General features: G+C 42.6%; 23 protein-coding genes and 2 pseudogenes. 20 read left to right on the plus strand and 5 right to left on the minus strand.

Going from position 1 to position 23,266, the window contains the following annotated elements:
- Window positions 1–112 precede the first annotated feature (112 nt).
- Both BACINT_RS17615 and BACINT_RS17620 read left to right on the plus strand, forming a co-directional pair.
- Window positions 113–1,879, plus strand: coding sequence for an ATP-dependent nuclease (locus tag BACINT_RS17615; RefSeq protein ID WP_007665506.1), 1,767 nt, complete (start codon window positions 113–115; stop codon window positions 1,877–1,879).
- Entirely contained in the window at window positions 1,869–3,716 is a 1,848-nt protein-coding gene (locus tag BACINT_RS17620; RefSeq protein ID WP_007665509.1) for an ATP-dependent helicase, read from the plus strand. Before BACINT_RS17615 ends, BACINT_RS17620 begins: the two co-directional genes overlap by 11 nt.
- Window positions 3,717–3,765: 49 nt before the next feature.
- Here BACINT_RS17620 and mobC read toward each other — a convergent pair whose 3' ends face one another.
- Genes mobC through mobA form a run of 3 tightly spaced genes read right to left on the minus strand, consistent with a single transcriptional unit; the run spans window position 3,766 to window position 7,456 of the window.
- Window positions 3,766–5,772 carry a conjugal transfer protein MobC gene (gene mobC, locus BACINT_RS17625; protein ID WP_007665510.1) on the minus strand — a complete coding sequence of 669 codons (2,007 nt, stop codon included), beginning with the start codon at window positions 5,770–5,772 and terminating at the stop codon, window positions 3,766–3,768.
- 17 nt (window positions 5,773–5,789) lie between these two features.
- A complete protein-coding gene (gene mobB, locus BACINT_RS17630; protein WP_007665512.1) occupies window positions 5,790–7,034 on the minus strand; it encodes a conjugal transfer protein MobB in 1,245 nt (414 codons plus the stop codon).
- Entirely contained in the window at window positions 7,019–7,456 is a 438-nt protein-coding gene (gene mobA, locus BACINT_RS17635) for a conjugal transfer protein MobA (RefSeq protein WP_007665515.1), read from the minus strand. The genes mobB and mobA overlap by 16 nt, the downstream gene beginning before the upstream one ends.
- 357 nt (window positions 7,457–7,813) lie before the next feature.
- Between mobA and BACINT_RS17640 the strand changes: the two genes are divergently transcribed.
- The 15 genes and pseudogenes from BACINT_RS17640 to BACINT_RS17710 all read left to right on the plus strand — a co-directional run bounded on the left by BACINT_RS17640 (window position 7,814) and on the right by BACINT_RS17710 (window position 18,974).
- Window positions 7,814–8,167 carry a hypothetical protein gene (locus tag BACINT_RS17640; protein WP_044155345.1) on the plus strand — a complete coding sequence of 118 codons (354 nt, stop codon included), beginning with the start codon at window positions 7,814–7,816 and terminating at the stop codon, window positions 8,165–8,167.
- Entirely contained in the window at window positions 8,164–8,925 is a 762-nt protein-coding gene (locus BACINT_RS17645; RefSeq protein WP_007665519.1) for a ParA family protein, read from the plus strand. The genes BACINT_RS17640 and BACINT_RS17645 overlap by 4 nt, the downstream gene beginning before the upstream one ends.
- A gap of 4 nt (window positions 8,926–8,929) precedes the next feature.
- Entirely contained in the window at window positions 8,930–9,391 is a 462-nt protein-coding gene (locus tag BACINT_RS17650; RefSeq protein WP_007665521.1) for a DUF3408 domain-containing protein, read from the plus strand.
- Between the two features lies 1 nt (window position 9,392).
- Window positions 9,393–10,106, plus strand: a complete 714-nt coding sequence (locus BACINT_RS17655; protein WP_007665523.1) for a hypothetical protein — start codon at window positions 9,393–9,395, stop codon at window positions 10,104–10,106.
- 166 nt (window positions 10,107–10,272) lie between these two features.
- Complete coding sequence (locus BACINT_RS17660) at window positions 10,273–10,569, plus strand: DUF4134 domain-containing protein (RefSeq protein WP_007216059.1); 297 nt, start codon at window positions 10,273–10,275, stop codon at window positions 10,567–10,569.
- 11 nt (window positions 10,570–10,580) lie between these two features.
- Window positions 10,581–10,907 carry a DUF4133 domain-containing protein gene (locus BACINT_RS17665; RefSeq protein ID WP_007665525.1) on the plus strand — a complete coding sequence of 109 codons (327 nt, stop codon included), beginning with the start codon at window positions 10,581–10,583 and terminating at the stop codon, window positions 10,905–10,907.
- A pseudogene (locus BACINT_RS17670) lies at window positions 10,904–12,223 on the plus strand (TraG family conjugative transposon ATPase); the annotation flags it as partial. The gene BACINT_RS17665 and the pseudogene BACINT_RS17670, both read left to right, overlap by 4 nt.
- Window positions 12,224–12,399: 176 nt before the next feature.
- The gene (locus BACINT_RS17675; RefSeq protein ID WP_005856073.1) at window positions 12,400–13,629 is read left to right on the plus strand and encodes a site-specific integrase; all 1,230 of its coding nucleotides are present in this window, start codon (window positions 12,400–12,402) and stop codon (window positions 13,627–13,629) included.
- Window positions 13,630–13,632: 3 nt separating this feature from the next.
- The gene (locus BACINT_RS17680; protein WP_005856072.1) at window positions 13,633–14,037 is read left to right on the plus strand and encodes a helix-turn-helix domain-containing protein; all 405 of its coding nucleotides are present in this window, start codon (window positions 13,633–13,635) and stop codon (window positions 14,035–14,037) included.
- A gap of 252 nt (window positions 14,038–14,289) precedes the next feature.
- Window positions 14,290–14,643, plus strand: a complete 354-nt coding sequence (locus BACINT_RS17685) for a helix-turn-helix domain-containing protein (RefSeq protein ID WP_005856071.1) — start codon at window positions 14,290–14,292, stop codon at window positions 14,641–14,643.
- A complete protein-coding gene (locus BACINT_RS17690) occupies window positions 14,633–15,706 on the plus strand; it encodes an AAA family ATPase (protein ID WP_005856070.1) in 1,074 nt (357 codons plus the stop codon). Before BACINT_RS17685 ends, BACINT_RS17690 begins: the two co-directional genes overlap by 11 nt.
- Before the next feature lie 163 nt (window positions 15,707–15,869).
- Complete coding sequence (locus BACINT_RS17695) at window positions 15,870–16,835, plus strand: toprim domain-containing protein (RefSeq protein WP_007665528.1); 966 nt, start codon at window positions 15,870–15,872, stop codon at window positions 16,833–16,835.
- 145 nt (window positions 16,836–16,980) lie between these two features.
- A complete protein-coding gene (locus tag BACINT_RS17700; protein ID WP_005856059.1) occupies window positions 16,981–17,364 on the plus strand; it encodes a MobC family plasmid mobilization relaxosome protein in 384 nt (127 codons plus the stop codon).
- Complete coding sequence (locus BACINT_RS17705; protein ID WP_007665529.1) at window positions 17,330–18,250, plus strand: relaxase/mobilization nuclease domain-containing protein; 921 nt, start codon at window positions 17,330–17,332, stop codon at window positions 18,248–18,250. The genes BACINT_RS17700 and BACINT_RS17705 overlap by 35 nt, the downstream gene beginning before the upstream one ends.
- 4 nt (window positions 18,251–18,254) lie before the next feature.
- Window positions 18,255–18,974, plus strand: coding sequence for a hypothetical protein (locus BACINT_RS17710; protein ID WP_005856055.1), 720 nt, complete (start codon window positions 18,255–18,257; stop codon window positions 18,972–18,974).
- 88 nt (window positions 18,975–19,062) lie between these two features.
- Here BACINT_RS17710 and BACINT_RS17715 read toward each other — a convergent pair whose 3' ends face one another.
- Both BACINT_RS17715 and BACINT_RS17720 read right to left on the minus strand, forming a co-directional pair.
- Window positions 19,063–19,353: a hypothetical protein gene (locus BACINT_RS17715; protein WP_005856047.1), complete on the minus strand. Its 291-nt coding sequence runs from the start codon at window positions 19,351–19,353 to the stop codon at window positions 19,063–19,065.
- Window positions 19,354–19,418: 65 nt separating this feature from the next.
- Window positions 19,419–20,579 carry an energy transducer TonB gene (locus BACINT_RS17720; RefSeq protein WP_007665536.1) on the minus strand — a complete coding sequence of 387 codons (1,161 nt, stop codon included), beginning with the start codon at window positions 20,577–20,579 and terminating at the stop codon, window positions 19,419–19,421.
- A 456-nt stretch (window positions 20,580–21,035) separates the two neighbouring features.
- On the opposite strand from BACINT_RS17720, the pseudogene BACINT_RS17725 reads away from it, so the two are divergent.
- The 3 genes and pseudogenes from BACINT_RS17725 to BACINT_RS17735 all read left to right on the plus strand — a co-directional run.
- Window positions 21,036–22,238, plus strand: a pseudogene (locus BACINT_RS17725) (TraG family conjugative transposon ATPase); the annotation flags it as partial.
- A gap of 28 nt (window positions 22,239–22,266) precedes the next feature.
- The gene (locus tag BACINT_RS17730; RefSeq protein WP_007665541.1) at window positions 22,267–22,623 is read left to right on the plus strand and encodes a DUF3876 domain-containing protein; all 357 of its coding nucleotides are present in this window, start codon (window positions 22,267–22,269) and stop codon (window positions 22,621–22,623) included.
- Between the two features lie 4 nt (window positions 22,624–22,627).
- Window positions 22,628–23,257, plus strand: a complete 630-nt coding sequence (locus tag BACINT_RS17735; RefSeq protein WP_007665542.1) for a DUF4141 domain-containing protein — start codon at window positions 22,628–22,630, stop codon at window positions 23,255–23,257.
- Window positions 23,258–23,266: the final 9 nt, after the last annotated feature.

Below are 23,266 nucleotides of genomic sequence, written 5' to 3' on the forward strand. Positions count from 1 at the left end.
ATTTATATGTTATACAAAATAAGCAAAGCTAATTCTAGTAAAAAAGTCTATCATATATTTTACATATTGGACATAACACAAAAGATTTTCTGTATCAAATACAAGTAATGTCATGGGAAATATATTAATAGATAAAATTAGGATTTCAGGTTTTAGGGGGTTAGATGATTTTGAGATGAGTTTAACTCCTATTACAGTCCTTACAGGTACAAATAATACAGGAAAAACTACTATTTTGAAAGCTTTACAGCTATCATTAGGAAGTCGTTCTTTCTTATCTATTGATGATTTATATATATCAAAAGAAAAAAATGCTACAGAAATTATAATTGATATAAGATTTGTACCAATAAATGATGAAGGGAAAATTCTAAATGACTTTTCTGAAGAATGGGAAGAAGTATTTACTAGTGATAATATAAGATTTATAGAAGATTTTAGCTGTGTCCCTTTTCGTACTATTATCAGTTATAATTCATTAAAAAGTAGTTTTGATATTGAGCAAAAAATTTTAGTAGATTGGTATCCATCAGAAGGAGAAAAATGGCAGAATATTATTGCTAAAAATTCAAGAATTGATTTCTCTAAAACTCCTTTTTTTTATATTGAAGCACAAAGAGATGTTGTAGATGATATGAAACTTAAAACATCCTATTTAGGTAAGATGTTATCGGACGTAGCTAAAGCTTATAACAAGAAAGATTTAGAAGAATTAGAAAAACTAATATCTACCTTAAACCAGCAGGCTGTAGAAAAAAGTGATATATTAAGTACTATTCAAGACTCGCTAGAAGGCATTAATTCTGCAATGGATAAAAGCGGGACAGGAGTAACAATATCTCCCTTTACAAAAAAAATAAGAGATTTGAATAAAGGGGTATCTATACATTATGGAGATTCTGACAATAGTTTCACTATGGATTATCACGGCATGGGAACAAGAAGCTGGTCTTCTCTTTTAACATTTAAGGCTTTTATTAAGCATAATGCCGAACTTGCCCAGAAAGAAAATGAACCATTTTTTCCTATTATTGCTATAGAAGAACCAGAATCACATCTTCATCCAAATGCACAGAAAAAATTATATCGTCAAATGTATGAAATGCCGGGACAGAAAATAATATCTACACATTCTCCATATGTTGCATGTTCTGCTAACATAGAAAACTTGAGAGGATTATATAAAAATTTGAACAATGTTTCATGTGGCATTCTTAATCTGAACGAAATGGATGATGATGATAAGAGAAAGTTACGACAAAAAGTCATTAATACAAGAGGAGAAATTTTATTCTCCAAAGCAATTGTTCTTTTTGAAGGTGAAACAGAAGAACAGGCTCTCCCAATAATGGCAGAGAAATATTTTGGTTGTCCTGCTTCAGAATTAGGCATTAATTTTATTGGTGTTGGTGGGGCTGGAAGCTATTTCCCTTTCTTACAGTTTGCTCAATCATTTAATATACCATGGTATATTTTTAGTGATGGAGAAGATGACCCTGTTTCTAAAATGACAGCTGCAGTAAAAAAGATAAGAAAAGAGCTATTTACAACAATTGAAAATGAGAAAAATATTTTTATCATTGATCATAAAGAAGATTTTGAGAAATACATAATAAGGTTAGATTATCTCAATGATATAAAATCCTACTTGAAGCAGATAGAACTTTCTAAATGTGTTAACGAGCAACATAAAGAATCAAAAGCAAAAGGAATTGATTTTTTCTGCACAAATAGTTACGTGTTATCAGAATCAAAGAAAAATAAAACAAAATGGGCTTTGATATATGCTCATGCAATATATAATTCATTAAAACCTATACCATTGTTAGTATCTAATTTGTTTGACAAAATCAAAATTGACCTACATTATGATAAATAAAATACAACTAACAAGCAAGCAAGCTGCTATTGTTTCTTTTCAACAAGGTGCACTTTTAGTTTTGGCTAGTGCCGGCAGTGGAAAAACAAGAGTTCTTACAGAGAGAATTAAATATCTTGTAGATTCAACTAAACGTAAAATATTAGCCATTACATTTACCAATAAAGCGTCTGAGGAAATAAAAGAGCGTTTAAGTGATATTGATAATATAGAAGAACGTTTATATATTGGAACATTCCACTCTTTTTGTTGTTATGTTTTAGAGAAGCATGGAAATATGATTGGATACCAAGAACTTCCTCAAGTATTCTCTGAAACAGATGATCGATTAAGGATAATAGAAGATGCTATAGTTGAAACTCCTACATTAAATCAATACTTTAGCAATTTAGATTCTAAACAAAGAAATAAGTTCAAAACAAATGCATTAGATATTATCTCCAAAATAAAACGTGAAGTTATTTTAGATGATGACTTGGAGAAACGGATAAAGGACAAAAATGCAATAATGTTATACTACAGTTATAGAGATTTAATGGCTTCGTTAAATGCTATTGATTTTGATGATTTGTTATTTTTAACATATAAATTATTTGTTAATAGTCCCAAAACTGCTGCTTTGTACAGAAGAAACTTTGAATATATTTGCATAGATGAAGCTCAAGACCTCAACAAGGCTCAGTATATGGTACTAAAAGCTTTAACGGGTAGTGAACATAAAAATATTATGATGGTGGGAGATCCCAAACAATCAATTTATGGCTTTAATGGTTCTAGCAGTTCCTTCATGCAGGACTCTTTTGTAGCAGATTATGCACCTACAATAATAGAACTTAATGATAATTTTCGAAGTTCGAGAAGCATTCTTAGCTTAGCGAATAAAATTGTGAATGCTCCATCCGATTTGAATAATGTAGCTGTAAACGGAGTATGTGAAATACATTCGTTTAAAGATGTGTGTGAAGAAGCTGATTGGATTGCATCAAAAATAAAAGAATATTTACAGAATGAACACTTAAAAGATATAGAAGGTAAATTGACAGAGAACCGAATAACTATTTTAGCACGAAATAGATACTTATTACTTCCAATTGAAGAAAAGCTCATAGAGGAAAATATAAACTATTTCTATAAGAACAATTCAAATGGTTTACTTTTTGACTCTACTAGTGGAAAAATATTTAACCTTGCATTACAAATCAAGGTAAACCCTAAAGACTATTTACATTTTGAGCAACTATTAGCATTATTAAATATTGAAGATGATAAGGTATATTCATTTAATGAATTAGGAAATAGAATACAAAATAAGTTATATAAAGACATTGTTAATTCAATCGTTCTATTAAAAGATTCAGGTGATAATTTTAATAAAATGATAGACCATTTGTTACAAAAGATACAAGAAAATTCAGATTTTAATATGATTGATGAGAATGAATTGCATCTAGCATATAATGATTTGTTGGAGATCAAAAAGAATTGGCATAATTATGCAATCTCTACGAAAACAAAAAACATTGCATCTTTTAGAAATGCCATAGCATTGGGAAAAACTATTCAAAGTAAGAAAGAAATAGGTATTGCACTTAGCACTATTCATACAATGAAAGGACAAGAAAATGATATTGTATTTCTTATTGGAATGGATGATCAAACTTTTCCTGATTACAGAGCTCTACAAAAAGGTGGTTTAGAATTAGAGCAAGAGAAAAACAATTTATATGTAGCTATAACTAGAGCTAAAAGATATCTTTTTATTACTTATCCTTTAAGCCGAAAAATGCCATGGGGAGATATTAAAACAAGAAAAATCTCATCTTTATTACAAATTTAAAAATCGAGTGTAACAATCAAAAAAAAATTGTTATACTCGATTTATCTTTTCAATTCTCTTTAATGAGAGATTTTAATATGGGGTCGTTTTTAATCCGTTCTATTTCGTCCGTAACAATCTGCTGGACTTCCTGCTTGATCCGGTTGTAATTCGCCTGTATTTCTTCCTGCCTCCGATCGTTCCCGTCCCCGTCCCTAAAATCTATGATTTGGGGCAGTTTCTTGTAACTGGCTGTTTCCCGCTTCACTTTCTCGTTATCCACCACTATTTCCGCATGGAATATTTTCTGCTCTATCCTTTCATCGAAATTGTCGCTGACCGCCCCCACGAACATACCCTGTGTGAGATTGGATATTTTGCTGGGCGGTATCAGGCTATCCATCTGCGTACTGATTGAGGTTGATTTGTCGTTCCGGTTGATAGTCATGCTCTGCCGTTTCTGTAAGACCTTTCCGAAACGGTCTGAAAGCGTTTTAGCCGTTTCGGAAACCACCTGACCGGAAAAGATATTACCCACCGTATTTTCGATTACTTTGCTTTCCTTGTCCCCATAATCCCGGCGTAACTGGCTGAAATCCTGAAAGCCCAAACAGACCGCTACCTTGTTGCTTCGTGCCGTTGCTATCAAGTTATCCAGTCCCCGAAAATAGATGGTCGGTAACTCGTCAATGATTACGGAACTTTTGAGTTGGTGCTTCTTGTTTATCAGCTTCACGATACGGGAATTATACAGTCCCAAAGCACAGGAATAGATGTTTTGGCGGTCGGGATTATTGCCTACTACCAAAATTTTAGGTTCTTCCGGATTGTTTATATCCAATGAAAAATCATCCCCTGTCATTACCCAATATAAAGCGGGTGAAATCATCCTCGAAAGCGGAATTTTAGCACTCGCAAGCTGCCCCTGTAACTGGTCTTGCGCATTAGATTCCCATGCGTCCATAAATGGTGAAAGGTAGTTTTCCAGTTCGGGGTAACTGGTTAAAATAGTGAACGTATCTGCATATTTCTTGTTCAGAAATTCGATGGCGTGCGGGAATGTACAATACTTGCCACCCTGATAAATTTTCAAAAACCAAATGATAGAAGCCAGCAGGATTATCGGGCTTTCCACAAAGAAGTCCCCCTGCTTCATAATCCAACTTCGGTTTAAGTTTAACATGATGGTATAACTGGCTTCGTATGCGTCCGATATGTCCGTCATAAACGCCGGATTTATCGGATTGCATCGGTGGCTTTTACGTGGGTCGTCAAAGTTAATCATGTAGAATTTAGGTTTTACCTTATACCCGTCTAAATGACCCAATAAGTGATTGTAAGCTATCTCCGAAAGGTCGGGAAATTTATAGTCATAAATGTAAACAGCGAAGCCTTTCTCGATTTGCTGTTTTATGTAATTATTGACTATCGCATACGATTTTCCCGAACCGGGCGTACCCAATACCATGCTTGCCCTGAACGGGTTTACAACGTTTATCCACCCGTCATTCCATTTCTTTTTATAGTAGAACCGGGTCGGCAGGTTGATGGAATATTCGTTTTCTATCAGGCGTGTTTCCTGTGCGAAACTTTCGTTCTCGGTATTAAAAACATCATCCATCAGGTTATTTTTCAACAGGCGGGAAATCCATACTCCGGCAGCCAATAAAGAAAGATACCCGGCGGTCATGGTAAAGATATACAATGCCGTGTTTGCCGCCAGTGGCAACGGCAGAACTAACAGCCACCAGTTCAGGAAAAACAGGATAAAACCGATTGTCAGGAATACATAAATCCTGTTCCATGTGATTTTTTCCTCTTTCACCCCTTTTGTACCCAAACAGGAAAGCGCAAGGAATACCACCGAAAAAAGTTTGGTGTACAGGACATTGGAAAACAGCCCGGCGGTACGCTGGAAGTTCAGCAGGATTTTATCGACTACCCCGATATTGATACCCCACTCCCGGAACGACTGATAACAAAACCAGTAAATGTTTATCACTACAAATAAAATACTGATTGCCCGCATAAAGTCCATGACCTTTGCCAGTCCTCTTAAATCATCTTCATTCTGCATAATTGAAATTTTTAGGATTAATAAATACGTTTTTGTTTCTTCTTTTTCTTCTTGGGTGGCGGAACTTGGCTGTTATCGGGCGGTGTATCATTCCCGCCGGATAACAAGCCGAACAGTCCGGCAACGGCTTTACCCGTCCCCTCTGAAAGATGCCCGGTCGGGTTATTCCCTTGCGTATGTTCCTGCATTTCCGCTTTGCTGTTTCCCGTAGCAAGAGTACGGGATCCAGTAAACAGGTCGTTGAACACATTGGCGGAAAAGTCCTTTCCCAACCGTGACCCGTTCAGGACGGTACGGTTTTCATGGTCGATGAATGTTACACCGTATATCCTGCTCGTATCGTTCTGCCGGAACAGTACATCTATGCCTTTCCCTTTCAAGTCCGTAATAAACTGTTCCCGGCTGCAAGCGGATTTCATCACTGCGCCGACCGTCCGGCGGGTGCGTTCTTTCAGGTTCTTGTCCTGAATGTCCTTTGCGGATTTCTTGATGTGCTTTTGGATGGCTTCGTAACCTACCGACTTACCCAAAGAAGAAGATTTGAACGGGTTTCCCTGCTTTTCTCCTTTGTCATTGGTCGCCGAATAGACAATGCCATTATAGGGTTTGCCGTTCACTTCCCCTTTCACTTCCTCCGCCTGTACATTATATATAGATAGCAGGGCTTTGTACTCCGTAAAACTTTGAAAGCGGTAACTGCCGACAAGGGCTTTCACCGTATTGGATAACTGGTGCTTCACGTCCCCTGCCCGGTAGTCCACCTTTTTAAGTTCGGGACGGTCGGCTGCCTGTTTCTTCTCTGCCGGATGCAGCCCGTACTTCTGTTCCAGTTCACGGGTGATTTGCTTGCTGCGTACATGCTCGAACTTGTCGTTTATCTTTTTGCCCGTATCATCCACCCGGATGGAAACGATATGTATATGATGCCTTGCAATATCTTCGTGCTTGTAAACCATGTACGGCTGATTGCCGTACCCCAGCTTATCCATATACTCTTTAGCAATATCCGCAAGCTGGTTGTCGGAAAGCACATCGTCCGGGTGCGGGTTCAGGGAAATATGGATAATCGGCTTTTCCGTTTTCAGGTCGGCGGGCAGGTGCATATCGAAACACTCCATACATCGCCGGATGCTGAAATTTCCGTCCTCGCTCTCGAACATCCGGTTACTTAAAAGTACCTTTCCCTGCTGTTCATCGACCTTGTTTTGGTTGTAGGAAAGCGCACCGAACAGGGAACTGCCTACGCTTATCTTTGCAACCATCTTGTTTCAAACTCACGGGTCAGTTCAATAATTTGGCGGTTCAGGTCGGCAAGTTCCATCGTTGCCTTTTCCAGTTTATAGAGAAATGCGAGTGCTTTCTTCTCTGAAAAATTGGTATTGAGAGCCTTTACCACCTGATTGTAATTCACAGCGATACCCCTGTACTGGGAATATAAAGCGGTCAGCCGGGTATAATATTCTACCGCCGCCTTGTCGATTTTAATCACTTTGAACGGTTCGCCGAAGATGCGGGCGGTGATAAAATGCGCTTTCGTGCGCATACCGGACTGGTCGAACAATGCCAAAAAGCGGGCGTGGTCTATCGCATTGAAGCTGATAGAGTACCGGAACACTGCCGGGTCTGCTTTGGGCTTGCGTCCTGCGCCACCCGGATGGGGCGCATTTTCATTTTTCTGTTTCATGCTTCTTTTTTTAAAGGGTTATGACTTCGGAGTGACCCTATCCCGGCTTCGTCCGGGCAAGGCGTTCAAAGCTGCTGAAAGAATTGTAAGCTGCTTAGAACACACCTTGCTATTTGCCAGTGCAAATAAAAATCCATCTACCGATGGATTGGAGTTAGCGGATATTGGAACGCTCCCGACACCGAGGGCTTGGTTAGCCTGACCGATACCTTTCGGATGCAAAGTAACGGGTATTAAAAATACTGTGAAATAGCAGGTTATAGGACAAATGAGGACAAACGGGGACATTTGAGGACACTTCTCGAAAGGGGGCGTTTTTCTATGTTTATTTGTCCCGGATTTAAGACGGAAAGCAATATGGATAGATGGAAATATGTATCGGCAAGCGGACGGAAAGAAAGCGGATTTGAAAACTTGAAAACAAGATTTCAAGATTGCAATCTTTCAAGAAAGCAGGAAAGCAAACCGGATGGAATGATTGAAAGAAAGCAGTCATTCAATCGGGAAAGCAAACAGGCTGCAAAGAAAGCAAGCTGCCTTTGTGGAATGAATGAAAACAAAGAAGCAAGAAAGAAAACAATCCGGCTTTGCAGAATAATAGCAGTCATTCCGGCTTTCATGCTTTCAGTATGGAACGAAAGAAAACCATCCGTCAAATTGTACGGATGGAAAACAATAATGATGTATCACAAAAAAGAATTATTACAATGAAGAAAGAGACCTTGTATGTGGCTTTCTCCACCCAAAAGGGCGGGGTCGGCAAAACAACGTTCACCGTCTTGGTGGCAAGTTACCTGTATTACTTGAAAGGCTATAACGTGGCGGTCGTGGATTGCGACTACCCTCAACATTCCATTTCCGCCATGCGTAAACGGGATGCCGAACAGGTGAACAGCGATGAGTATTACAAACAGCTTGCCTTTCACCAGTTCAAGACACTGGGAAAGAAAGCGTACCCTGTCCTTTGCAGTTCACTGGACGAAGCGATAAAAACGGCGGATGAATTTCTTGCGTCTGTCGGGACGGACTACGATGTGGTCTTTTTCGACCTGCCGGGAACGGTGAACAGTGAGGGCGTAATCAACTCCCTTTCAGGGGTGGATTATATTTTCACTCCCATTGCTGCCGACCGGGTGGTATTGGAAAGCAGCCTTTCCTTTGCGGTGGCTATCCATAAACTGCTGGTGAAAAATGAAGCGTGCCGACTAAAAGGGCTGCACCTGTTTTGGAACATGGTAGATGGCAGAGAGAAAACAGACCTCTACACCCTCTATGAGCAGACCATCAGGGAACTGGAACTGCCCCTTATGAAAGTATTTATCCCGGACACCAAAAGATTTAAAAAGGAACTGGACGCACTGCGTAAAACCGTGTTCCGTTCCACGCTGTTTCCGGCGGACAAACGGCTGGTAAAGGGCAGCAACATGGAAGAACTGATAACCGAAATCGCATACCTTATAAAACTGTAACGATATGGCAAAGCAAAGCGGCGGGAAACCGCAAATAGACGAGGATTTTATGAAAGAGATTATTTCACAGGGCTTACCCGTGAAGAAACAGGAAACACCAACAGTGACGGTGAAAACGGCAGTAGAAACACCGGACAAACCGGATGATAAGCCGGAAACGGCAGATAAAGGGGAAATCAAGGCAGAGCCAAAGGAAGAAAAGGCGGCGAAAGAACCTGCCCGCCGGAAAAAGAACACTCCGGGCGATTACCGGGAAACCTACTTCATGCGGGTGGACTTGACCGACCGTCAGCCGTTGTACGTCAGCCGTACCACCCATGAAAAGCTAATGAAGATAGTAACCGTTATCGGCGGACGCAAGGCGACCGTGAGCAGCTATGTAGAAAATATCCTGCTCCGGCATTTCGACCAGTTTCAGGACGAGATAAACGAACTGTACGAAAGCAAATTTGAAAAGCCGTTCTGATATGTTGAAGTGGTTTATTATCGGAACACTCCTGTATTACGCCATCCTCTTATGGCGATACAGGGATAGCTTGGGAACATGGTTCACGGGTAGGAAAAAGCAGCCGGAACAACCGGAAAGCAAACCGACCGGGAAAACCGGAAACAGTGATTGCCTTGTAGGTGCAAGCCGTTACCGGATGGGACAAATGAGGACAAACGGGGACATCTTAGGACACCTTTCAAAAGGGGTTGATAATGCTTCTATATTTGTCCCGCAAAATGATGAAACGGTGATTGAAACGCCTGATAACGAATTGGCAGAGGAAAGAAACGCCGATATTCCGCAAGCGATTGAAACCGAGTTTGAAATGGAATTTGAAACGGAAGATGCAGAAGAAACAGACGTTTCGCCGGATGAAATCGAAGCGGAAGAAATCGCCTGTTACATGGGCGGCGGTGAGCCTGAAATGGCACAGGGCATCACGCTGGGGGAACTGGCGCAAATGGTACAGGTCATTCAGGTTAAGCAAGCGTCCGAAGCGGAAGAACGGCAAGTGGTACAAACCATCTGCCGGACGGAAACAAACCTGTTTCATTCGCTGGTGGAACAGATTAACGGGGGCAGGTCACGGGTGGCGGAACTTTTACAAAAGCATGAGATACCCGTACCCGCCACCGTCCCGGCTGCCGGAAGTAATGAAATGGCAGCCTTTGACATGAACGATTTTCTTTAATGGTAAACTTTAAATAATAAGATGATGAAACAAAGAGATTACGGTTAAGACAAACCTTTCTGAACACTGGGGACACTCCCCCGCAACCACAAAAATATCAATTATTAATCACTCCGCCGGGCGGACTATCCAACCGCCCGGCTATTTAAAAATCAATGTATTTATAATGAAAAAGAAAGTTCTCTTTTCGGCAGTCGCTCTATTGGCTGCATCCTCTGCTTTTGCACAAGGTAACGGCATGGCGGGTATTACAGAAGCCACCAATATGGTAACCAGTTATTTTGACCCGGCGACAAAATTAATTTACGCTATCGGTGCGGTGGTCGGCTTGATTGGCGGCGTGAAAGTGTATGGAAAGTTCAGCAGTGGCGACCCTGACACCAGTAAAACGGCGGCATCATGGTTCGGTGCGTGTATTTTTTTGATTGTAGCTGCCACCATCCTGCGTTCATTCTTCCTCTAAAAGAACGGACTATGGCAGACTATCCGATTAACAGGGGGATAGGCAAGCCAGTTGAGTTTAAAGGGTTGAAAAGCCAGTATCTTTTCATTTTTGCGGGCGGGCTGTTAGCCCTGTTCGTACTTTTCATCATCATGTACATGGTGGGTATCAACCAGTGGGTGTGCATCATCTTCGGCGTTACCTCGGCAACGCTGCTTGTATGGCAGACATTCCGGCTGAACGAGAAGTACGGGACACATGGGTTAATGAAATTGTCCGCACGCAAAAGCCACCCTTTCCATATCATCAACCGCAAAGCCATATCCCGATTATTCCATTTAAAACAAACATCGAAATGAGAAATATATTAAAAGCTACCACGCTGGAAAACAAGTTTCCACTGTTCACCGTGGAAAACGGGTGCATCGTTTCCAAAGATGCCGACATAACAGTGGCGTTCCGGGTGGAACTGCCCGAACTGTTCACCGTCACGGCAGCCGAATACGAAGCGATACATTCCGCTTGGAACAAGGCGGTAAAGGTGCTGCCCGATTACAGCATCGTACACAAACAGGACTGGTTCATCAAAGAGAACTATGCGCCTGACATCCAAAAGGATGATTTGAGTTTCCTTTCCCGTTCTTTTGAACGCCATTTCAATGAACGACCGTTCTTAAACCATACCTGCTATTTGTTCCTGACAAAAACGACAAAGGAACGTAGCCGGATGCAGAGTAACTTTTCCACCCTTTGCCGGGGCTTCCTTGTCCCCAAAGAGATAAAGGACAGGGAAACGGTTACAAAGTTTCTTGAAGCGGTGGGACAGTTTGAAAGCATTATGAACGATAGCGGTTTCATTACCCTTACCCGTCTGACTTCGGACGAGATAATCGGAACACGGGAAACGGCGGGTATCGTAGAAAAATACTTTTCACTCTCACAGACCGACACCACCATGCTCAAAGATATCTCACTGGGGGCTGACGAAATGAAGATTGGGGATGACATTCTTTGCCTGCATACCCTTTCGGATGCCGAAGATATGCCGGGAAAGGTCGGAACAGATACCCGTTATGAAAAGCTATCCACCGACCGGAGCGATTGCAGGTTATCTTTTGCTTCTCCGGTGGGCGTACTGCTCTCCTGCAATCATATCTATAACCAGTACATCTTCATTGACGACCATACGGAGAACCTGAAACAGTTTGAAAAGATGGCTCGCAATATGCACTCCCTTTCCAAATACAGCCGTGCCAATCAGATTAACAAGTCTTGGATAGAGGAATATTTGAATGAAGCCCATTCACTGGGGCTTATCTCCGTCCGTTGCCATTGTAATATCATGGCATGGAGTGACGACCGGGACGAACTGAAACACATTAAAAATGATGTGGGGTCACAGCTCGCACTTATGGAGTGCAAGCCACGCCACAACACCACCGACACGCCGACCCTGTTTTGGGCGGGCATACCCGGCAATCAGGCGGACTTTCCGGCGGAAGAAAGTTTCTACACCTTTATAGAACAGGCTCTTTGCCTGTTTACCGAAGAAACGAACTACAAAAGTTCGCTTTCCCCCTTTGGTATCAAGATGGTGGATAGGGTAACGGGAAAGCCCTTGCACATTGACATTTCAGACTTACCCATGAAACGGGGTATCATTACCAATCGTAATAATACCCTATATTTTTGCCGTTTTTATATTGTTTGAATTTATATATAAATAGCTGATATTTAGAGATTGTTAGGAAAATGATTTGGCTTTTGATTTGCTATTTTTTCCGATAATCTCTATTTTTGTATGCAAATCGTATGTACAAAATAGACATATAACAATAAACAAGGCAGCCTATGTTCAAGTATTCAAAAGATGGCATATCCGTACTGTCGGTACTGGATGCACGCAGGGCGAAGAAAAGCGGTCTGTTCCCTGTCAAGATACAAGTGATACACAACCGCAAGCAGAAATATTATTCCACCGGAAAGGAATTGTCCAAAGAGGACTGGGAAATCCTTGCCGAAAGCAAGAGCCGCAGACTGATTGAGATACGGGCAAGCGTGGAAAACAGTTTCTCCATCATAAAAAGCCAAGTGGAAGCCCTTGCGGAACGTGGGGACTTCTGTTTCGATGCGCTCAGCATGAGGTTGGGCAGATGTACTGGTACAACCCTTAACACAGCCATACAGGGGAAAATAGACGCATTCAAACTCAACGGGCAGGTAAATTCCTATTATAACTATCGCAGCACGTTGAAAAGCATAGAACGGTTCGCAGGCGGCAGCGTGCCGTTCTCTGCGGTTTCTGCGGACTGGCTGTCACGCCTTGACAAGTTCCTGCGGAACGAGGGCAAGACCGTCACCACCATAAATTTCTATATGAAAGCCCTTAAATGTGTGGTGAATGACGCAAGGCGCAACGGGATTTTGAAAGAAGCCCAATACCCGTTCGGCAGGGGAAAGTACGAGATTCCGAGCGGCAACAGCCGAAAGTTAGCCTTGACGATGGAACAGATAAAAAAAGTCGTGACATACAAGGGCAGCAAGACCGTTGAAAAGTACCGGGACTTTTGGTTTTTCTCCTACCTGTGCAACGGAATCAATTTCAGGGATATGCTTTTCTTGCGGTATGGGAACATCGTGGACGGTGAAATCTGCTTTGTACGCTCCAAGACATCGCACACGTCCAACCATATACGGGAAATAAGGGCGGTGCTCACTCCCGAAATGCGGGATATTATAAAACGGTGGGGAAACCCGGACGAAGGGAATCCCGATACTTTCCTTTTCAAGTATGCCAAAGACACGGAGGACGAATTTGTCATTTCCAATATTGTCAGACGGGTAACGCACCGTTGCAACATCGCTTTGGCTAAAATAGCCCAAGCTGTCGGTGTCCCCCGTTTCACGACCTATTCCGCCCGGCATTCCTATGCGACTGTCTTAAAACGTAGCGGAACGAACATCGCTTACATATCCGAGAGTTTGGGGCATTCAAGCCTTGCCATCACGGAGAACTACCTCGCCAGTTTCGAGCAGGAGGAGCGGATAAGGAATGCGCAGTTATTAACCAAATTCGATTGAGCCATGCCGAACAAGAAAACCAAGACGGTGAAGATTAGACACCTTGAATGTTTCAGTGCCATTTACGGGGAACTGGCGCAGAATCCCGAATATGCAGGCTACGAAATAGAAGAAGCCGTACTGCAAGTAAAATCATATATTCCCCCCGCCGTCAAAGACGTGGACAAGGCGATAGAGAAAATAAGGTTCAGCCATGCCACCCGTAAATACAAGTACCCCGTATTCGAGGGCAGGGAACTGATAGACCAAAAGACATTGGCGAAAATGGCGGGCGTGAGCAGGCAGACCGTAGCCCGGTGGGAGGAACTCGGTTTCATATCCCGTTCGGACATAGGGCTGTCGGGAAGCAAATATTTCGTAATAAAAGAAGTCGTTTCCCAACTTGAAAGGTTAAAGGATGTAAAATAGCGGCATTCGCATAATCACTTAACATACATAGGACAAACGGTGTGTTGGAAGGACAAAAATCGCCAATACATCGTTTGTCCCTTTTTTATCCCGTTCCAATCTTGCCGGATGTCCTGCATTGTCCCAAGTTGTCCGGTCTGTGTCAAGTGATTAGTAATTGAATAATCGGTTTCTTTTATTCTTCCTTTGCGGCATCAACCGGTTGCAACGGCTATGACGGTAGCCAAGTAATAACTAAAAAAGGAAGAAAATATGACAAACATTATTTTGACAACGCCCGAAGAACTCCGGGCTATCGTGAGCGAAACCGTTTCCCAGTCATTGGCTGGATTCACCCAGCCGAGGAACGAACCCGACAACCTCACGCCCGATGTGGCGGTAGAGGTGCTGGAACGACACGGTTTTCTGATTTCAAAGGCACGGCTCTACAAGCTGACCGCCAAAAAGGAAGTGCCGTTCCGCAAATACGGGAACAAATTGCTTTTCTCACGGAAAGAGCTTCTCACGTGGGCGGAAAACCTTGCAAAAAGGGTAAACGACAAGGACGAGGCGGCACTCGCCATCGCCAAGAGCGCAAACCGGAAAATCCGTAATTATGGAAAATAAGAGGAAAGAAGAAGCCGGGCAGGATGTCACCATGCAGAAAGAGGATTTCGCAGCCCTTTGGAAAACCATTCATCTGAAAGTGACGGACACTTATGAAGTGCCGCCCGAAATACTTTGGGTGAACGGCTCTACCATTGGCACGCTGGGTAATTTCAGCGCATCCACGGGTAAAGCCAAGAGCAAAAAGACATTCAACATCTCCGCTATCGTTGCGGCAGCGTTGAAGAATGACGAGGTACTGAAGTATTCGGCATGCCTGCCACCGAACAAACGGAAAATCCTCTATGTAGATACCGAGCAGAGCAAATACCATTGCCATAAGGTAATGGAGCGTATTTTGCGGCTTGCAGGACTGCCTACCGACAAGGACAGGGAGGATTTTGTTTTCATCGTGCTAAGGGAGCAGACACCCGACAAGCGGAAGCAGATTATCGGCTATATGCTGGAAAATATGCCCGATGTGGGGTTGCTCATCATTGACGGAATCCGTGATTTGATGTACGACATCAACAGCCCCAGCGAATCGACAGACCTAATCAACCTCTTAATGCGCTGGTCAAGCGGATATAACCTGCATATCCATACCGTACTGCATTTGAACAAGGGGGATGACAACACAAGGGGGCATATCGGTACGGAGTTGAACAACAAGGCTGAAACCGTCCTGCAAATCACGAAAAGCCAGCAGGACGGTAACATAAGCGAGGTAAAGGCGATGCACATACGTGACCGGGAGTTTGACCCGTTCGCATTCCGTATCAACGACAGCGCATTGCCGGAAGCTGTGGACGGTTATGTATTCAAGCAGCCCAGCCAAGACAGGGGCTTTCCACTGGCAGAACTGACGGAGCAACAGCACAGGACGGCTTTGGAAAACGGTTTTGGCAAACAGGTTATATATGGTTACGAGAATGTCCTAAAGACCTTGAAACAAGGCTATGCAAGTATCGGCTACGAGCGTGGGCGCAATATCCATGTGGAACTGAACAAGTTCCTTGTGAACAAGCGCATGATTGTGAAAGAGGGTAAGGGTTACCGCTATAATCCCGATTTCCATTATTAAAAGTCAGTTTGGTTTAGTCCGGGTGTATATATAAGAGGAACGGACTTACTATTTCCCTGTATCGGAACAAGCAGGTTTAGTATGGTACGGGTATATATATAACGAACTAAACAGGACTGGCGCATTTTTCAACTATTTTTTAATCCCCAAAAAAGAAAATGTTATGAACATCGAAGATGTAAAACAAATACCCATCGCAGACTATCTGCATAGTTTAGGTTACTCTCCTGTCAAGCAGCAGGGTAACGGCTTATGGTACAAATCACCGTTAAGGGAGGAACACGAACCGTCTTTCAAGGTGAACACTGACCGCAACCTTTGGTATGACTTTGGCGCAGGCAAGGGCGGCAACATCATCGCACTGGCAAAGGAACTCTATTGTTCCGACAGCTTGCCATACCTTTTAAACCGGATAGCGGAACAGACACCGCACATCCGTCCGGTCAGTTTTTCTTTTCCCCAGCGTAGGAAAGAACCGAGTTTCCAGCATTTGGAAGTCCGTGACCTTACCCATCCGGCATTGCTCCGTTACTTGCAGGGACGGGGTATCAATATCGAACTGGCAAAAAGAGAATGTAAGGAACTCCATTTTACCAATAACGGCAGACCGTTCTTCGCTATCGGTTTCCCGAACATGACAGGAGGTTATGAGGTGCGCAACTCTTTTTTCAAAGGCTGCATCGCCCCGAAAGACATCACCCATATACGGCAGCAGGGAGAGCCGAGAGAGAAATGTCTGGTGTTCGAGGGTTTCATGGACTACCTCTCTTTCCTTACGCTCCGCATGAGGAACTGTCCGACCATGCCCGACCTTGACAGGCAGGATTATGTCATTCTTAACTCTACCGCCAATGTGTCGAAAGCCCTTGACGTGATGTCCCCGTATGAACGCATCCACTGTATGCTTGACAATGACAAGGCTGGATATGAAGCGACACGGGATATCGAGTTGGAATACTCCTACCGTGTACGTGACTTCTCACACAATTACAGGGGATATTCGGACTTGAACGATTACCTGTGCGGCAGGAAGCAGGAACGGAAAAACGCAGCCAGCCAAGTGCAGGAAACGAAGCAGGAAACCGGACAACGTGCCGCCCCAAGACAAAAGAGAGGCAGGGGCATTTAATCCGGCAGGACTACCAACGGCTGGCGGTTTATTTGGAGAGCAAGGTTATGTTTCGGTATACCGAAACCATCTTGCTTTGCTCACCGCAAAGGAAATCGCTCCCGTTGGTCGCAATTTCTAATATACCACCTAAAAGTAAAAAGACATGAAGAAGATACAGGACAAGCCGGGCGGTCGTCCGGCAAAAAAACGGACGGACAAGCAGAAAAAAGTAGTCAGTACGAAACTGACCGAGTTGCAGTATTACGCCATCAGAAAGCGAGCCGGGGAAGCCGGGTTACGTATCAGTGAGTATGTCCGGCAGGCGGTTGTTTCGGCAGAGGTCATCCCCCGGCTGAACAGGCAGGATGCGGACACCATCCGCAAGCTGGCAGGGGAAGCCAACAACATCAATCAGTTGGCGCACCGGGCGAATGCCGGAGGTTTCGCACTGGTTGCGGTGGAACTTTTGAAGCTCAAAGATAGGATTGTTGAAATCATAAACCATTTGTCGGATGATTGGAAAAATAAAAAAGGGAAGCGGTTTTAAGGGCTGTGTGAACTATGTGCTTGGCAAGGAGCAGGCGGTTTTGCTTCATGCGGACGGAGTTCTGACGGAAAGCCGGAGCGATATAATCCGCAGCTTCTGTATGCAGACCGGGATGAATCCCGACTTGAAAAAGCCGGTAGGACATATTGCGTTAAGCTATTCGGCAGTGGATGCACCTAAATTGACGGACGGGAAGATGATACAGCTTGCGCAGGAGTATATGCGTGAAATGAAAATCACCGATACGCAGTATATCATCGTGCGCCACCAAGACCGGGAACATCCACATGTGCATATCGTGTTCAACCGCATAGACAACAACGGCAAGAGCATTTCGGACAGGAACGACATGTACCGTAACGAACAGGTATGCAAGAAGCTGAAAGCCAAACACGGGCTTTATTTCGCCAAGGGGAAAGAGCAGGTGAAGCAGCACCGATTGAAAGAGCCGGACAAGTCGAAATACGAGATTTACACGGCTGTGAAGAATGAAATCGGCAAATCCCGTAACTGGCAGCAGTTACAGCAGCGGTTAGCGGAAATGGGTATTGCTATCCAGTTCAAGTATAAGGGACAGACAAGCGAGATACAGGGCATATCCATTTCCAAAGGCGAATACACGTTCAAGGGTTCGGAGATAGACCGCAGTTTCTGTTTTTCCAAACTGGATAAATGTTTCGGGGATGCAGGAATGAATGTTGCCGAAAGCCAACGGCAAACAACTTTCGCACCCGTTCGGGAGCAGGCACCTGCACCGAGCAAGGCTGACAGCCCGTTGATAACAGGTTCACTCGGTCTGTTTTCCGCTTCTTCTCCCCCAGTGGATGAAGAACCTAATTTTAATTTGAGAAAGAAGAAGAAAAAGAAAAAACAACTTAAATTGTAAAGACATGGAAGACAATTTGATTTTAGAGGGGCTTCTCTCTATGGTTACGGAACTGAAAGAGAAGCTGGAAGCACAGGTAACGCCAGCCAGCCGGGAGGAAACTCTCGAACGGCTGGGAACAATCGAACAAGCGTTGTCGGAACTGCACAGTAATTCGGCTGTTCCCGAAGAAAAGTTGCAGGTTATTCAAAGCCAACTTGACGACATAAGGAGCAGGATGCAAGGTCAGCAGAAGAACATAGAGGACACCAAGAAAATAACATTGGAAACCTACCGTTGTTTCAAGGTGATGATTGATACTTTGGGCTCTTGCAGGACGGATAAAGAGGAAGCTACGCCCTTACCGTTCTATCAACGGATTTACAACAAGGTCGCTTCTTGGATTCGTCCGGAATTGTTTGTTTTTTCGGCAGTGCTGGTTGTCTGTTCCGTTTCCATATTCTTGAATGTCCGTTTGGCTGAACGTATGCAGCAGTTGCAGGACAACGATATGAAATACCGCTATTTGCTGATGCAAGGACAGGCAGACGGGGAAGTCTTTGATATACTGGAAACCAAATTCAATTGGCAGAGGGATAACGGTTTTATCCAAAGTCTAACCGATTCTGTGATAGATTTTGAGTATCGCAGCAGGAAGCAGGCGGAAGCGTTGGAGCGTGCAAGGCTACTCAATGAACAAGCCGAGCTGTTGAGAAAGGAAGCCGATAAACTAGGTAAGCCATAAGTGGAGTAAAGCCGGAGTGATGAATCATGTTTATCGCCCGGCTTTTCAAATTCATTTATTTTTCTTCGGACAGCATGTCGTTAGGTATTCAGAAGAATAATTTATAACAAAGTATGCCCAATAAAAATAATCCTAAAAGGCATATTGCAAAAATTATATATGCCTTGAATAGATAAATTTGGTCTGACTGTTCTTTTGCTATGGTATTTTTACGGATTTCCTCTATCGTTTCAATGGAAATGTTGGATAAATTAATATTTTTTCCCTTGTTTACGAGGTATTTATGATGTTCTTTCATCCTTTCTTTATTCAATTTGCGAAGCTCACGGTTCTCTTTGTCCCGTTGTAGCATATCATTTATACAGCCTAATGTTCCCATTTTTTAGTTTAAATTTAATTTCTGTTTTGATAATTCAATTATAATCACGATGTTCATTCAAGGATTTACCGATTATCATTTTTAAATAAAACAGGTACAGTCCAAACGGAGTTGTGATATTCACCTTTCCCGTAATAATTGATGGTAGGAGTCCACCGTGGCATACCTTTTATGATTTGCAATACTTGCTTATCCCATTCAGGTATGCCACAACTTCGTAAGGTTTCTACCTTTATTATTTCTCCGTAAGAATCAATTCGTATCGTATAAATCCCTTTGGCTTCTTTTTTGCCGTTCAATAGCTTGGGGTCGTATGTTAGGCGTTCATTGATGTAGTTGGTAACTGCATACGGATTTGCTTTTTCAAAATAAGACACAGTTTCCCATTCCACAAAACTTTGTTTCAATTCTTCCTCTGCAATGCTGTCCGATTTTACTCTATCTCTATAATGTTGTGGTAAGAATGGTACATATACTGTATGGAAGCATTCTATTCGTTTACCGTTCTTATCCCTGCAAGGCAGACAGTGTGGAAGTTCTTTTGTTAATCTAATTATTTCTTTGTCAAACTCTTTATGGATAGTAGTCAGAATATTGATTTCACGAGGTAAACCCAGTGTGTCGATGGAAAACATCACAACAGAATGACCTGCCACATTCTTTTTCAGTAACTCTTTGGGGTATTTCATTTGAGAAACGAAATACTTTTCCAAGTCATAATCCCATACAGCCCATCGGGGATATTCTTTGATAGCCTGAGTTTTATTGATAGGAGCAGTACCCTTGTTCCAAATATCTTCTTTGCGCCAAATACTATCCAATCGTTTTTCGTTCTCTCGTAGCCCTTGAATACTGTTATCTGTTGTACATCTGACAGGCGCAACTCCGATTGTCAAACTTTCCGGTAGATAAAGGAATGTCAGAGTACTATCTGTAAGTTCTTGAATGATACAATTTTTACCCGATTCAAAAACTTTGATAGTATCTCCATGCAAAGAATAGGAATAAAATGTTTTGGTTTGTTTTTCATCATATAGAAACGTAGTTCTCCATCCGGCACTACGAAATTCCATTTCCATTGCATATTGTTTGTCTTTAGGAAGTTGCACTTTCCATATTTTGTTCTCTAATAAAGCAGACATATCTGCACAATTCTTGTCTTGTGCTAAAAGTGGGCTGACAAGATTGAAAGAAAATATAAATAATATGGGTAGAAAATGTTTCATAACCAGTTATATAAACAACACTCAAATATAGGGAAAGTTAATAATAGAACAGCTTGTTAAGCTATTTTTTTCTTATTAAGTTTGAACAAATTAACTTTTAATATTCAAGAAAAGGCTTTCCTATACATTGCAAGTTTAGTTTATCCCTTTGTCTATATATCCAAAACGAACTAAACCTACTTTTATAGACAGCAAAATATATATACAGGCGAAAAGAAAAACAGTATTCTTCTTTTCGCCTGTATCATGTCTATTTTTCACTGAAAAACGAGGGAAAACAGATATAAAAACATCTCCTACCACATTTACCCATTAACAACAAATATCCTTTTCTGTTTTCTTATAACCACTCTATTTGTATGCAAATTGCATGTTTGTAAAATGTTAATATTGATATATCCTACGCTATAAATCCATGATATTCAGTATTAAATAGATAGAAAATTATACACATTAATTATAGCCAACCGCAACAAGTTCATACTTGGGCCAAGTGGTAGCGGTAAGTCATTCTTCACCAACCACATGGTGCGCCAGTATTACGAACAAAATGCGCACGTGCTATTAGTCGATACCGGAAACAGTTATTTGGGGCTGTGTGAAATGATAAACCGGAAAACGCACGGGGAAGATGGGATATATTTCACCTATACCACTGAAAACCCGATAGCGTTCAATCCTTTCTATGTGGAAGATGGGGTATTTGATATTGAAAAGAAAGAGAGTATCAAAACGCTTATCCTAACCTTATGGAAAAGGGATGATGAAGCACCCACACGGGCGGAAGAAGTGGCTTTGTCGAACGCTGTAAGTTCCTATATCGAACTGATTACTAAAGACAGTTCGGTTACTCCCTGCTTTAATACGTTCTACGAGTATGTGAAAACCGATTACCGGGAACACCTGCAAGAAAAGAACGTCCGGGAAAAGGATTTCGATATAGATAACTTCCTGAATGTATTAGAACCTTACTACAAAGGGGGCGAATACGACTACCTGCTGAACTCCGACAAGGAGCTTGATTTGTTACATAAACGCTTCATTGTCTTTGAGTTGGATAATATCAAAGACCACAAAATTTTATTCCCGATTACTACGATTATCATCATGGAAGTGTTCATTAACAAAATGCGTAAACTAAAGGGTATCAGGAAATTAATATTGATAGAAGAAGCGTGGAAAGCGATTGCATCGGCAAACATGGCGGATTACATCAAGTACCTCTATAAAACCGTCAGAAAGTATTTCGGCGAAGCGATTGTAGTTACACAGGAAGTGGAAGATATTATTTCCTCACCCATTGTAAAAGAGAGCATTATAAACAATTCGGATTGCAAAATCTTGCTCGACCAACGGAAGTACCTTAATAAATTCGACAGCATACAGAACCTTTTGGGACTGACCGATAAGGAACGTTCACAGGTGCTTTCCATCAACCTTGCCAATCATCCGAACCGGAAATACAAGGAAGTTTGGATAGGCTTAGGCGGCACACAGTCAGCCGTTTATGCGACAGAAGTAAGTTTGGACGAATATTTTACATACACAACGGAAGAAACGGAAAAGATGGAACTTTTCGCCTTGTCCGAAAAGTTAGGTGGCAACCTCGAACTTGCCATCAAACGGCTTGCCGAAAGCAAGCGCAATCCCGAAAAATAATCAATTAACAATTTAATAATCAATCAGTATGAAACATTTAAAAATCCTGTTTCCGGTGCTGTTATGCACCTTGCTACTGGGGCTTTCCTCCTATAAGGAAACGAACGCCGACCGTCTTAGGGCGATGCGTGGCGACTGGGAAAGCGTGAAAAACCGTCCGGCGTTTACCCTTTTTGAGGAAAACGGGCATTACCGGGTAACGACCTATCGAAAGACCTATCGGGGGACTATCCAAACGGAAAGCTATCAGATTTCAGAACAGGATGGAAACCTGTTCATCGAAACGGGGCTTTCCGTCTTGCTGACCTACGACAAAGAGAACGACCGGATTCTTCTTTCACCCGGTGGAGAATACAAACGGAGTAAACAACCAATAAAGAAATAAGCGTATGAGAACAAAGATTATAATGCTGCTCGTAGTATGCAGCCTGTTTACCGGAAAGGTAAGCGCACAGTGGGTGGTGAGTGACCCCGGCAATTTGGCGCAAGGGATTATCAATGCGTCAAAAAATATCGTGCAGACATCATCCACCGCACAGAATATGATAAAGAATTTTCAGGAAACGGTAAAGATTTACCAACAAGGTAAGGAATACTATGACAGGCTTAAATCAGTGCATAACCTTGTCAAAGATGCCCGCAAGGTGCAAAAGTCCATCCTGCTTATCGGAGAGATTTCCGACATCTATGTGAACAGTTTTCAGAAGATGCTTTCGGATGAAAACTACACGCCGGACGAACTTTCCGCCATTGCCTACGGCTATACCCAACTGTTGCAGGAAAGTTCCGATGTGCTGGAAGAAATGAAAAGCGTGGTGAACATCAACGGGCTTTCTATGTCGGATAAGGAACGGATGGACGTTATCGACCGGACGTATAACGCCATCAGGAACTACCGGGATTTGGTGAGTTACTATACCCGCAAGAATATTTCTGTTTCCTACCTGCGGACGAAAAAGAAAAAGGACACCGACCGGGTAATGGCTCTTTACGGCTCGGCGGATGAACGTTACTGGTAACTTCTAATA

This window comes from Bacteroides intestinalis DSM 17393 (genome assembly GCF_000172175.1).
GTDB classification, from domain to species: Bacteria; Bacteroidota; Bacteroidia; order Bacteroidales; family Bacteroidaceae; genus Bacteroides; species Bacteroides intestinalis.